Source organism: Emticicia fontis (genome assembly GCF_054779675.1).
On the sequence record NZ_BAAGXU010000007.1, the window covers coordinates 63,880 to 77,246 of the forward strand.

The window sequence follows — 13,367 nt, forward strand, 5'->3', positions numbered from 1 at the left end:
TCATCTTTCTTTGTAGATTTGGCTTTGTATTCTATAATGTTACCCAGAACGATGACGGTTGAGAAATCACAGGAAGAATTATTGTTTGAGATTGAAAAACTTAAACGTAAGCTCGACGAAGCCGAGCATAGCAATGCCATAGATCAGTTACAGGATTTAGTTGATAATACTTCCGAAATTATCATGCTACTCTCGCTAGATGGTCGTTTTTTGTTTGTCAACAAGGCTTTCAGAGAAGTATTAGGCTATAGCAGTGAAGAACTAGCCCGATTGTCTTTACAGGATATTCTGCACCCGCAATTTGCTCAGGATATGCTGGATACGCTGGAGCAGATCAAAACCGATAAGCAGATTGTAGATTACCAGACCGTGATGCGTAACAAGGAAAGTAAACGGGTGTATCTTTCAGGAGACATCAGTTGCCGCTTCGAAAATGGCGTTCCTACTGCTTTCCGTTGTCTGTTCAGAGATATTACGCTTCGCCGCCGGGCCGAAAGAGCACAGCAATTGTACTATACCATTGCCCAGCTCAACCTGAATACGCTAAGCCTCAAAGATTTTCTGATACAGGTACATGAAGAACTACAAAAGAAAATACAGGCCAACAATTTCTTCGTGGCTCTTTTTGAACCTGAGGACGGCACAATCTATTACCCTTATGTAGTAGATGAATATGCAGAAACGAGTGAGAATTTCCTGCGCCGCAAACTCGGCAACGGTATCATTGAATACTCAATGGTACAGAATAAACCACTCTTTCTCTACAAAGAAGACATTGAACAACTGACCGAAACTGAGCGCCTGACGCTTTATGGCTCATCGGTGCCCGAAGTCATGCTTTGTGCGCCCTTAAAAGTAGACTCAAGCACAACGGGGGTTATCGGTGTGCAATCGTATAGCGACCGTAACAAGTTCAACATCAGAGACTTAGAGCTGCTGGAATTTATTTCAGGACAGGTGGCAGCTGCACTGGTAAGAAAACAGAATGAAGAAGATTTGCTGCGCCAGACTTCCAGACTGAATGCCGTATTTGATAGTAGTTCGCACGTTATCTGGACGGTGAATCTGAAACGACAATTAAGCTCTTTTAATAAAAATTACGAAAACCTGATCAGGAATAATCTGGGTTTCCCTCCGCAGTTAAATTCGAGTACGGAGAAAATCGGCTGGCGATTAATTGCGCCGGAAGACCGCCCGGTTCTCCGCGAAAAATACAACGAAGCCTTTAAGGGTAAGCCTCAATACTTCGAAATGCACTGGGGTAAAATAGATGGTGGCGACGATTGGTATGAGTTCTTTCTGAATCCGATTCTTTCCTCCTCAACCGGACAGATTGAAGAGATTTCGGGCATTGCGCAGAATATTACCGAAAAGAAAAACTCTACGATTACACTTCAGAAAAGTGAGCAGAAATTCCGCGATACCATCGAGTCATTCATTGATATTTATTACCGCACCGATTTGGCTGGAAATATCAGCATGATTTCTCCATCTGTCCTGACTCATACAGGTTATAGTGTAGAGGAAGTAATGGGCAATAAGGTGGATAAATTCTTTGAAAATGCCATTGATAGCTCAAAAAATATCAAAGGTTTATTAAAATCGGGTAGTATCACCAATTTTGAGGTGGTCGTGAAACGCAAAGATGGAGAATTGCGACAGTTTATGCTCAATATCCGGATGATTAAAGATGCCAAAGGCATACCGATTGAGGTAGAAGGGGTGGCCCGTGATATTTCGGAATTGAAGAATGCCAATGAAGATTTGCTCATTGCCAAAGATGAAGCCGAACGTTCGCTGAAAGTGAAAGAACGCTTCCTGGCCAATATGAGCCATGAGATTCGTACACCAATGAATGGAGTGATTGGCATGATTGATTTGATGTACGAAACTCCGCTGAACCCTGAGCAAAGAGACTATGTACAAACAATCAAGAAATCGTCAGAAACTCTATTGACGATTCTGAATGATATTCTCGATTTATCGAAGATTGAGGCGGGCAAGATGGATTTGCATAATGCTCCGCTTGATATTAAAGAATTACTTGAGCGATTAGTGGCCTTATTCCGCCAACGGGCCATTGAGAAAAACAATCGTTTGACCTACGAGATTGGCGAAGATGTGCCCGCCTATCTGATAGCTGACCAAACCCGTTTATTGCAGATTTTCTCGAATCTGACCTCCAATGCGCTGAAATTTACTGAAAACGGAACCGTTGTGGTTTCCTTATCAAAAGTATCCTCTAATGGCAAAATCCATGTATTGAAAGGTGAAATAAAGGATTCAGGCATCGGTATTTCGGAAGACGACCAGAAGCTATTATTTGGGGCATTCCAGCAATTGGATAATTCTACCAAAAAATCTTTTGGTGGCACAGGTCTGGGTCTTGCCATTTCAAGAGAGTTATGCCGATTGATGAAAGGAGATATGGGCGTGGTATCAAACGAAGGCAAAGGAAGTACTTTCTGGTTTACGATTGAAGTACGCTCCACAAGCATCAGCCCAAGTGTATCAGAAGCAAGCGAAAATGAAATTCAATTGACGAATTTCTTCCATACCTATTCGCCTAAAATCCTGTTGGTAGATGATAATCAGGTAAACAGAAAAGTAGCCTCCGAGATATTACAAAAATCAGGTTGCAAGGTAATCACAGCTGAAAGTGGGGCCAAAGCCATCGAGATTTTTGGCGATGATGACACCTTCGATCTGGTATTCATGGATATTCAGATGCCGGAGATGGATGGTATCGAAACTACCAAAAGAATGCGGGCACTCTATGGCACGTCATTGCCAAAAGTAGTGGCCATGACCGCCTACTCTATGCAACATGACCGTGAGCGATTCCTGAGCGAAGGCATGGATGATTATGTACCTAAACCTATCCGGGCAGCCGTATTAGTACAAAAAGTAAATGAGTTGGTAAAAACCGAAGGAAGAGAAAATAGTTCATCATCAACAAAAAAAGCTGCGGCTAATCAGGGAGTGGCTCATGTGCCTTTTCAGCAAGTGACAGAAAAGATCATTGCCGAAACGCTTGATGCTACAAATCATTCCAATTCGCTTGATTTCGGCGTACCTGCTGATATACCGATGTTTGATATGGAAGTGGTGAACCAGCTAAAGGAAATGGTAGGCGAAGAAATGCTGCTGACGGTATTTGAAGACTTTGAAACCGAAGCCTTAGAGCAGATACAGAACACCAGAGAAGCGTATCCAGACAACGTAAAAACTATCCAGAGTGAACTGCATACTTTGAAGGGAAATTCGGGTACAATTGGCCTGTCGCGTATCCATGAAATCACAAAAAACATAGAGGTGCCGTCAAAAACAGGCGATTTAACGCATTTTATCGAAAAAATGATTGTACTGGAAGAAGAATTTGCTAAATTTCGCGACGAATACCGTAGAATTTTATCCTAGAGACTATTCCCGTTAATCTTCTTTTGCTTGAAACAATATACGCTGACATAAGTTTAGCCTGAATAGTTTCTTGTCCCAATTACCCGAATCCCGTAATTGTTTTACACGCTATTGAAGAGTGAATCTTTAAGAATGAAAACCAATTGGTCGTTTATAATTTTGCTTCTTTTGTTAGGGCAAGGTGAAAGTCTTTTCGCCCAAAGGAACTGTGGTATGCCTGCACCAACAGCTACCGAAAAAAAACTACTCCTTTCACAGTATAAACAATTTATTCAGCAGAAATCTTCAAGCAAAGCCCGACTCACCAATTATAGGGTAGCCGTAAAAGTCAACATCATTTCGGGCATTAATACGCCTTCAGCCTCTGTGCTGAGTGAAGCCGATATTCGCGAAATTATCGCTTATGCCAATGCCTATCTGCAAAATATAAATGTCGAATTATACCTGCTCAATAACCAGATATATGAGATTAAAGATAATAAGTATTTCGAATTTAAAATCACTGATGAAGCTGAGCTTAGGAAAAAATATGATGTGCAGAATGCCGTCAACATCTATTTTGCCAAAAACATTACGCTTAACGATTTAACAGTTCTCAGTGGTTATGCCACCTTACCCAGTTTGGGTTCTAACAGCAACCGCATCTTCTACTCCTATTTTGAACGCTCTGCCGACGATATTCAGGGTCTTAAAACCAGAACCTTTCTACACGAATTTGGTCATTATTTTGGACTTCTACATACTTTTCAGGATAGCAATAGCCCAAATATATCTCAAAGAGAATTAGTAACAAGAGGAGCTGGTTCAAACTGCGCTGAAATGGGAGATCAGATTTCAGATACCCCATCCGACCCCTTTGAAAGATTGCCTATTTCTGCGGCTTTTAAATGTACGGATACCTCGCCAGCCGATATGGTAGATGCCAATGGAGATAGATTTGCTCCGGCTACCAACAATTTCATGTCCTATTATCAGAATTGCGGCAGTGCATTTACCGGGCAGCAATACCTGAAAATGCAGGCATCATTCAGTATCCGTTTTTCTCCTTCAGCCGAATATCAGGTTGCTGGGCAGGGGGCTTCAAATTTCGTTTCTATCAAAAACCTGAACAAATCTGTATATTGTGTTGGTGATTCAGTACAGGTAACTTATGGTTTAGATGGCCTATTTGAAGATAATAACCAGATTAGTGCTGAATTATCAGATGGGTCGGGTAAAGTTTACACCACCATTGCATCGAACAGACGAGGGAATAAAGTACTATTCAAGCTCCCATTTGATTTGCCAGAGGGCGAGAGTTATCATATCAGACTAAAGGCTTCTAACCCGCAGACTGTCAGCCCCATCAGTGAAAGCTTTGCCATCCGCACCTATCCTACTGCCTATCTCCTTCCTAATAAAACAAATATCATTCCCGGCGAAACAGTTGATTTTACCTTAAACCTGAAAGGAAGCGGAACCTGGTCTTTTGTTTTATCAGATGGAACTTCGGTAAACGATACGCGTCAGGACACCTATATTTATAGTAAAGCGTATAATGAAACCACCGTTTTTGGTGTAACCTCCGTACGAAATATGTGCGGAGAAGGACAAAGAAATGGTGGAGTAACCATCACAGTTGCTCAACCACAAATACGCGCAACCGGATTAAGCACCACCACTGTTTGCCAAGGGCAGACTATCAGGCTCTCTATCAGTGTCATTGGTGGTTTATCGTATGATAACCAACTGGTGATACAAATTTCTGATGCCGCAGGCCAGAATTTCACAGATTTACCTACACAGGTGTCTTTATTCAATATATCAGCGCAATTGCCTGCCGATTTCAAGACTGGCTCAGGCTATCAGTTGAAGGTCATAGCCAAAAACTCATCCTTGTTTAGTGCACCAATCGGGCCTTTAACCATTGTTTCGCCGCCAAGTCCTCCGGCAGTTAGCCCGGTAGTTAATATTTGTCAGAACAGCACGCCGCAGACATTAAAGGCTACGGGTTCAAATATCAAGTGGTATGTAGATGAAAATGATTTGAAATCATATAATTCATTAGTGCCCTCAACTACCAAAGAAGGTACTTTTACTTATTATGTAACCCAGACAAACACGGCAGGATGCGAAAGTAGCAAAGCCCGTATGGATATCAATATCCGTGCAGTGCCAACTGCCATTTTAAGTGGAGACAATACAATTATATTAGGCGATAGCACAGCATTGAAAGTGAACGTAACCGGAGGCTTCCCGGCCTCTGTAACTTTGTCAGACGGAAAAAACTTTGCTATCACCAATAATCCGTTTGTAGTCGGCGTAAAACCCGCACAAACCACTACTTATGAGCTGAGCGCGGTAAAAAATGACTGTGGTACAGGTGCAGTGTCGGGTACTGCCAGAATCATTATCCTGGAGCCTTTGGCAACCGAAGAAACGGTGCAGGATGGTATCAATGTATTTCCTAACCCCGCCCGTGAGAAACTGACAGTAGAGTTTCTTTCACCGCAACCCGCTAATTCGGTAATATCCCTGGTAGATATGACAGGCAGAGTATTGCAGCAAAATACATCAAAAGTAAATCAGGGTAAGCAGGAATTTATTGATCTGACGCCATTTAATACGGGAAGCTATATCGTCAAAATCAAGGTTGGCGAGAAAGTAGTTAGCAGAAAGGTAGTGATTACCAACTAGATGAAACAGAAGAAGATAAAGACATAGAAAAGCCCTCTTGCGAGGGCTTTTCTGCTATATTAAAGCGCTGGAATTCTTAATACCTGGCCAGGATAAATTTTATCCGGGTGAGTCAACATTGGTTTGTTGGCTTCAAAAATAACAGGGTATTTCATCATATCGCCATAATAAGTTTTAGCGATTTTAGACAAAGTATCACCTTTTTCTACTGTATGGAATTGAGCTTCCGGCTCAGGCGTAGTTACAGTCAACTGATTGTCAACCACGTGTACACCCTCAACGTTACCAACTGCCAAAGCAATTTTTTCAGAATCTTCCTGCTTATCTACATCACCAATTAAAGTTACAGTATCACCTGTGGTTTTAATGGTTAAAGTATTGAAAGCTAAGCCAAGTTTCTGAACATGAGCCAATAAAACACTCGCTTTTAGTTCTTCTTTTTTCTCAACCGGTGCTTCCTCTTCTTTGTGGCCGAAAAGTTTTTCACCTACTCCTTTAAAAAATGACATTAATCCCATTTTCGTAATTGTTTTTTTGTTAATAATTGATAAATAATAAGCACTGCAAATGTATTAAAAACCTGACTCCTATAAGACTAAAAAAATCATAATTATTCAGAATCAGTCAATTTTAAATGATGCCATAATCAGCAGTCGGTTTTTAGACGTATCCGCTCGCTAAAGTAACAGAAATACTTAACTATTTTTAAGATTTTGTTTTAAAATTCTATTAAAGACGATTTTATCATTAAAATAGCTGATTTTTGACAAGTTTTAGGGGTAAATGCCGATAAGGTAACAGGATAAGCATTAAAAAAATATTAAGAATTGCGTAAATAATGCAAAAAAACCTTGCAATACTCCCGTATTATTTTCGTTATTTTGAGGAGAAGATATAAACACATATACCGATGAAATGTAACAAATTACTACTCGCATGTATACTTATGCTGGGCTTTACTGTGAAAGTCAGCGCGCAATCAGAAGACGACGCAATCAAGGCAACTTTATACAATTATCTAGATGGTGGCGCTACTGGCGACTCTGCTAAATTAAACCGTGCATTCCATTATGCTGCCAATCTGCGTAGCTTATCTAACGGACGCATCGCCGAGATTCCGGTAAAAAAATTCATTGCATCGGTGCCTGCCGGAGGTGCTAAATGGAAGAGTAATATTGTGAGTTATAGCTATGCCGGAACCGCCGGAACAGCCGTAACCGAAGAAGAATTTGATACTTTTAAATACGTAGATTTTCTGAATCTATTAAAAATAAATGGCGAGTGGAAGATCGTAAGCCGCGTATTCTCTAAAGTCGATAAAGGTACTTTAGTAGCTGCCAATGGCACTACTGCCGCTCCGGCAGCCAATACATTAAAAGCGGGCAATACACCAGCAGGTAAAAAAACAGCAGCCAAAGCCAAACCATCGGATGATGGCTGGTGAGAAAGGAAATATTGTTTCCCGCTAAAAAAACTCCCTTTCTTCAACCGAGAGGGAGATTTTTTTCACCCCACTACCTCACTCAGCCACATCTTCACTTTCTGTGCCCATTCGGCTTGTTTGAAGGTATCCAGACTATGGCGTGATTCTTCATCGTATTCTTTTTGCAATCGGTTCATTTCTCTGTATGATTCCAGATATTCATACTGAATCATGCTGTTCAGGTCTTCTATGCTTTCGGCTCGCATGGCTTTTACTTTCTTCTTGAATCGCTCTACTACCAGTTTGGTAATATCAAAATGCAATTGCTCATGCGCCAATGAAAAATCGTTTTTGGCCGATTCATTTGCCCACGACATCCCTCTTACCATATAAGTTCGGGTTTCTATAAAAGCCTGAATCAATCCTTTGGATACCTTGAAAGAAGAATGATAACCAAAATTGCTAAAGATAGCCGCCCCATATCTTAATGAATTGGGCTTACCTCTGAAATCATCCCAGTTTACCTTGCGGGTTTCGTAGTAGATGGTATCCCTATCATTCTTTTTATAATCGGGCATCATGAAAATCTCGACCCCTTTGCTTAGAGCTTCGTGCTTTTCATTATTGATTTCCATCCAATCATTAAAGTATTCAAGAGTCTGAACAATCAACTGATGCAAAACCGATTCAAGGTTATTCATATTGGGCGAAGCCACCACCGAGCGTTTATAATCCCTAAATACCTCGTGACTAACCAACGAAACCGTATCATTTTTCCCGATACGCTCAAAACTTACGGCTAACGACATTTTTCCATTCACCGCTCCTTCTTTTCGTGATTCGGCAATGGTCAATGATTTTATATGATAAAGAATAGGAACTGTATTGATGTCTTTCGCCAGATTTTTGGCAATAAAATGCTGGAAGCCGTTCTTTACACCACCAGTAATAGAGAGAGATGCTTTTTCGTCAACAGAAGTAATAATAGTGCCGATAACCGAAACGCTATTTTTTTGCACACGCCCATCTTTTACCTCAGCAATATGGTAGCCAAGGGGTTTAATATCAATCCGTGCATCTTTCAGTGCAATGGAATGCTGTGCCAATACTGTCGGCATAGTAGCCCAGCAAAAGGCTAATATCAAAAAAGTGACAATCCTGTGCATTAGCAAAATAATTGAGTGATTGAGTGATTGAGTGAATGAGTGAATGAGTGATTGAGTGATTGAGTGATTGAGTGATTGAGCGGACGCCGCTCATTCACACAATCACTCATTCACTAAATTCCCTACTCTCAACGCTTATTTGCTATTTTTATTGAAATTCAGGTCACAAACAATTCCGGCGTAGATAATGCGGGTGATAGGTGCCGAGCCGTAAACCGTAATAGCATTGGCATTGGTAAGGTTTGTGCCTCCTACCTTAATCATACTTCCCAAATCTTTAATATAATAATTCAGTTGCGCATCTAATGTACCAAAGGCCTTGATTTCGCCTTCATCAAATGGCATAAAATACATATAAGTACTGCTCCAACGGTAATTAACTGAATAAGAGAAGTTTTTAGTGATTAAGCCATTGGCACCCAGATTAAACTTATGTTCCGGGGTGTTAAAACCAGCGATCAGGTCTTTAATATCCGAGATTTTAGCCCAGGTATAATTCCCATAGACACTTAGCTTCTTACTAACCCGATAGTCAAGGCTGATGAAAGCGCCCTGCGTATTTACAGGTTTATCAAAGTTTGCCCAGGTCTGGATAAATCTTCCTCGGGTGCGGTCAGGTGCAGCTTTTGCCCAATCGCCTGTTTTTTGTTGATAGTTTCCCTCTGGCATAATCCCATCTTCACGTCCCTGAAAGCGCACAATACCTATAAATCCATTGTATAAGCTATGGTAATAGCTCAGGTCAATCTGTAAATCCTTGGTCAATAAACCTTTATAGCCCAACTCCCAGCTATTCATTTTTTCAGGAGCCAGTTTTTTCACTTCATAAGGCTGTGTGCCTGCCGAGTTCAATCCCTTATAGCCATTTTCTACATTGCCTATCAGTAAAATACTGCCATAATCCAGATAAATATATTGGTCAAGCTGTGCCGGTGCTCTGAAAGCCGTAGCATAATTGGCTCTGAAATTATGACGACCAGTTGAATACACTGCCGAAATACGAGGTGAGAATTTGGTATCAAAATTCTGGAACAAATCCACTCTGCCAGCAGCGGCTAAAGTCAGTTTATCCTCTAATAGTTTTTGTTGAATCTGCCCATAAACACCTGATTCCCAGTTTACAATGGCATTGCGTTTCTCGCCAGTCAATGGCGAAAAATTACCATCAGAAAGCAAGGTTCCGTTCGATTTCAAAAGATAGCTACGATACGCCCCTCCAATCACAATATCAGTTGTATTGAGCTTAAATTCTCTTTGGGCTGATAAATCGGTATAGCGGGCGGTATTGGTAAAAGCGGCTCCTTTCACGGTTGAACCATTGATGGTTAAATCACCTACTCCATCGGCTACTTTTTCGGTAATATGCCCGAAGATTGAACCCGATGCTCCCGGAGGGTTAGGATTTAATTGTAGATTTTGCGTAAGATTAAAAGCTAATTTAGCTGCCGCATCAATTGATTGCCCTCCCTGAATGGCCGGGATAGAAAAACCAGCCGGAACACTACCACTAATCCCGTCAGGCACATAAACTCCTGCCAGATTTCCTCCACCAAAGCCACTGCCACGGGCAGCTGCAAATATCTGATTCCAGGCATTGAAATAATTGGCTGAGATAGTCGGGTAATTTCCGTTTTTAGGGTCAGTCATGCGCACATTCTGCAAGGCATTGGCTACCCCTCCTACCTCATACGCTTTTCCGCCGTAGTCGAACATCGAATAGGCACGGATAAACCATCGGTTATTTTTTATCTCAAATTTATGCAAATCGTATTGCATTTCACGCCAGGCAAAGCGGCTGGTACTTTGAAAAATCCCATTACCCATCGACCAGCGATACTCGTAAGAAGCCTGTGTTTTTTCGTCAATCTTAAAGTGTAAAGACGGATTCAGGCGAACGCTCCCTGCCTGAAAAGTATTCAGATTCAGAAATTTGCTTCCGGCATTGGCACCAATAATTTCACCCTCTTTGAAGCCCGGCATATAGATGCGGTAAGGCTGGTTATTATTATATTGTGTATATTTTGGGTCTGAGACGGTCAAACCTACATCGCCAAAATAATTAAGTTTGTTCCAGCCGAATGGTGAACCATAGGCATTGTTGGCAGCATCAGAGCCTGCTAAGCCACCAGCTGTTACAGCTTTGATGGCCGCATCTGATTCGCCCAGAAACTCTTCTCCCTGCGTAAAATTAGCATTCAGTTTAAAGGCAAAGCGTTTGGCAAATGCCTGTGAGTATCGTATCTGGCCATCTAATAATGACCTTGAACCACCACGCATAGAAACGGCTAATCCCTGATGTTTAAATGGATCTTTCGAGTGCATCAATATCACCCCATTGAATGCCCCTGAGCCATAGAGCGCTGAGTTTGCGCCATAAATCACTTCGATATTATCAATGTCCAGATCAGGCGTTCCCATCCAGTTACCACCATATAAAGAAGACGTGGGCGACATGAAATCGACGTAATCGGCCAATTGCAGAATACGTTCCGCTTTTGAACTGTTGAATCCACGGGTACTTAAACTGGTAACAAACCAGCTTGACTGGCTTACATCAATCCCCTTGTAGCGGGATAAAGAAGAAATCAATTCTATACCGGGCGATTGTTGTAATTGCAGTGCAGAAACTTTGGTAACAGATACAGGCGCTTTAAAAATATTTTCTTCGATTCTTGATGCCGAAACAACTACTTCGTTCAATGCTCTGGCACTATCGGTTGGCACTTCTTGTCCCCATGCCCACTGTGTGAGTAAGCACATGAATAAGTAAAGCTTTTTTCTCATGATTTTCTTTAATGCTTAATGATGGTTTTGTTTTATCCTTCAATCCATTTTCTGAATTGTGCCGCATTTTCCTGACTGATACTTACCTCGGCTTTTGAGAGGTGCATCAGTTCTAAAGCTATTTTTCCCTTAAATGAGGGCTTGAAACTTTTGATGGCATCAATGCTTACAATAAACTTCCGGTTCACCCGGAAAAACTGTCGGGCTGACAGTTCTAATTCCAGTTCACCCAGATTCTTTTCAATAATATACCTTTCCCCTGTTTTGTCTATCAGAAAAACGACTCTTGATTCGGTATAGATGAAAGCTACCTCATCCGTTTTCATGACATAGTAATTCGTGCCTTTCTTCACAATCAATCGGTCTTTGGTTGAGAGTGGCTTATAATCAGCACTTCTATGCGTATTTGTCAGGCTTAACAGGAAATGTTTTCTGAGCGTTTCGTACTTATCCAGTACCCTGATTATCTCAGTTTTGTCAATCGGTTTCCTTAAATAATCTATGGCATTCAAGGGCATTGCCTGCGACCAGTACTTATCATAAGCCGACATAAATACTACCGGAAAGGCTACATTTACTTGTTGAAATATTTCAAAGCTTGATCCATCGGTGAGCTCTACCTCAAAAAAGCCCAGGCCTACTCCTTCGTTCACGGCCAGATATGCCAGCGATTCTTTGATGCTCTGGCAATGTATCAGGTCAGACATCGGATAATATTCTGCCAGCACGTCTGCTATCAGTTTAAAATTATCTTCTGTTTTTTCTACGATCAGAATAGTCATTGGCTATTTCGGTGTCAGGATTTCCACTTTCAGACGAAATATCTCGGTCTTGGCGAAAAAAAATTTGCGTGGCAAAATTACGGAGAACAAATTAGAATAATGCGAAAGCACCTGTTTTGGTCAAAAATTGTCAGCTCTTATTCAATTTTAAAGCAAAATAAGTCTTCCTGCAAGCCTTGCTACCAAAAAAGTGACCGAAAAAAAAATATATTCCCGATTATTTCCTTTTGGCAGATGACTCCTATACTTTAGGCATTCGATTCAATCCCATAGCCTTTTGCATGAGACTAACACTTACATTAAAGCCGCTTACCCCAGATCCTTATCTGATGTGGAATTATCATTATCCACTTGCCTCATGGCTCTATAGCGTTATTACCAAAGCCGATTCGGAATACGCCGGTTTTTTACATGAAGAAGGATTTCATGTAAAACAGAAAAAGGCTTTTAAGCATTTTACTTTTTCTGATTTACAAGCCCGCATCAGTTACCAGAAAGGAGATTCAGGATTTCAGATTCTTTCGCCTACTATTCAATGGACAGTTTCTTTCTATATTGATGAAATTGCCGAGAAATTTATCGCGGGGCTTTTCCATGAGCAAACACTTCAATTGTTTAATCAGGACTATAAAGCGTCGTTCAAAATTGAAAATTTAGAAACCAGAACAACCTTTCATCTCAACACAACTACGTTTTTCAGGGCTACCTCTCTAATGGTGGTGGCTGAAAAAAAAGAAGGCAAAGACAAATATCTTGAACCTACTGATCCAAGATTTGAAGAATACCTCATCTCAGGTTTAATTGATAAATATCTGAGTATTATCAAAGAAAGGAATGAGGTGATAGATGCAAACCTGATTGAGCAGGAAATCAGTTTTAAGCTGGTCGACCAATCAAAGATGAAATCACGGAAAATAACCATTAAGGAACGTAAAAAAGCCGCTACTGAAATTAAGGGTTACAGAGATTTCACTTTTGCATTAACAGGCCCAAAAGAGGTGATAGAAGTGGGCTTCCTGGGTGGTTTCGGTCGATATTGTTCTGAGGGTTGCGGTTTTTGTGAAATAGTACCCTGAACCTTATAAAACACATCCTTACTTGAAAAAATTCGGCAAA

8 protein-coding genes are annotated in these 13,367 nt (G+C 41.0%); 4 read left to right on the forward strand and 4 right to left on the reverse strand.

Annotated elements, in window-relative coordinates; translation table 11 throughout:
- The first annotated feature begins 36 nt into the window (after window positions 1–36).
- Both ACYVFA_RS05600 and ACYVFA_RS05605 read left to right on the forward strand, forming a co-directional pair.
- On the forward strand, window positions 37–3,420 hold the full coding sequence (locus ACYVFA_RS05600) for a PAS domain S-box protein (protein WP_460470825.1): 3,384 nt from the start codon (window positions 37–39) through the stop codon (window positions 3,418–3,420).
- Window positions 3,421–3,552: 132 nt separating this feature from the next.
- Entirely contained in the window at window positions 3,553–6,096 is a 2,544-nt protein-coding gene (locus ACYVFA_RS05605) for a zinc-dependent metalloprotease (RefSeq protein WP_460470826.1), read from the forward strand.
- Between the two features lie 59 nt (window positions 6,097–6,155).
- On the opposite strand, the gene lysM is transcribed toward ACYVFA_RS05605, so the two are convergent.
- Window positions 6,156–6,614, reverse strand: coding sequence for a LysM and BON domain-containing protein (gene lysM / locus ACYVFA_RS05610; protein ID WP_460470827.1), 459 nt, complete (start codon window positions 6,612–6,614; stop codon window positions 6,156–6,158).
- 392 nt (window positions 6,615–7,006) lie between these two features.
- Here lysM and ACYVFA_RS05615 point away from each other — a divergent pair, with 392 nt between their 5' ends.
- Window positions 7,007–7,540, forward strand: coding sequence for a nuclear transport factor 2 family protein (locus tag ACYVFA_RS05615; protein WP_460470828.1), 534 nt, complete (start codon window positions 7,007–7,009; stop codon window positions 7,538–7,540).
- 62 nt (window positions 7,541–7,602) lie between these two features.
- Here the strand turns inward: ACYVFA_RS05615 and ACYVFA_RS05620 are convergent, their stop codons facing one another.
- The 3 genes from ACYVFA_RS05620 to ACYVFA_RS05630 form a co-directional block, all read right to left on the reverse strand.
- The gene (locus ACYVFA_RS05620; protein ID WP_460470829.1) at window positions 7,603–8,685 is read right to left on the reverse strand and encodes a hypothetical protein; all 1,083 of its coding nucleotides are present in this window, start codon (window positions 8,683–8,685) and stop codon (window positions 7,603–7,605) included.
- Window positions 8,686–8,820: 135 nt separating this feature from the next.
- Window positions 8,821–11,469, reverse strand: coding sequence for a TonB-dependent receptor (locus ACYVFA_RS05625; RefSeq protein ID WP_460470830.1), 2,649 nt, complete (start codon window positions 11,467–11,469; stop codon window positions 8,821–8,823).
- A gap of 32 nt (window positions 11,470–11,501) precedes the next feature.
- Complete coding sequence (locus ACYVFA_RS05630) at window positions 11,502–12,251, reverse strand: LytR/AlgR family response regulator transcription factor (protein ID WP_460470831.1); 750 nt, start codon at window positions 12,249–12,251, stop codon at window positions 11,502–11,504.
- Between the two features lie 281 nt (window positions 12,252–12,532).
- Between ACYVFA_RS05630 and cas6 the strand changes: the two genes are divergently transcribed.
- Window positions 12,533–13,327, forward strand: a complete 795-nt coding sequence (gene cas6, locus ACYVFA_RS05635; RefSeq protein ID WP_460470832.1) for a CRISPR-associated endoribonuclease Cas6 — start codon at window positions 12,533–12,535, stop codon at window positions 13,325–13,327.
- Window positions 13,328–13,367 lie beyond the last annotated feature (40 nt).

What these genes read in the sequence shown, in the direction of transcription:
- ACYVFA_RS05600 (WP_460470825.1), top strand. Translation starts at nt 37, where the DNA reads ATGTTACCCAGAACGATGACGGTTGAGAAATCACAGGAAGAATTATTG.
- ACYVFA_RS05605 (WP_460470826.1), top strand. Translation starts at nt 3,553, where the DNA reads ATGAAAACCAATTGGTCGTTTATAATTTTGCTTCTTTTGTTAGGGCAA.
- lysM (WP_460470827.1), bottom strand. Translation starts at nt 6,614, where the DNA reads ATGGGATTAATGTCATTTTTTAAAGGAGTAGGTGAAAAACTTTTCGGC.
- ACYVFA_RS05615 (WP_460470828.1), top strand. Translation starts at nt 7,007, where the DNA reads ATGAAATGTAACAAATTACTACTCGCATGTATACTTATGCTGGGCTTT.
- ACYVFA_RS05620 (WP_460470829.1), bottom strand. Translation starts at nt 8,685, where the DNA reads ATGCACAGGATTGTCACTTTTTTGATATTAGCCTTTTGCTGGGCTACT.
- ACYVFA_RS05625 (WP_460470830.1), bottom strand. Translation starts at nt 11,469, where the DNA reads ATGAGAAAAAAGCTTTACTTATTCATGTGCTTACTCACACAGTGGGCA.
- ACYVFA_RS05630 (WP_460470831.1), bottom strand. Translation starts at nt 12,251, where the DNA reads ATGACTATTCTGATCGTAGAAAAAACAGAAGATAATTTTAAACTGATA.
- cas6 (WP_460470832.1), top strand. Translation starts at nt 12,533, where the DNA reads ATGAGACTAACACTTACATTAAAGCCGCTTACCCCAGATCCTTATCTG.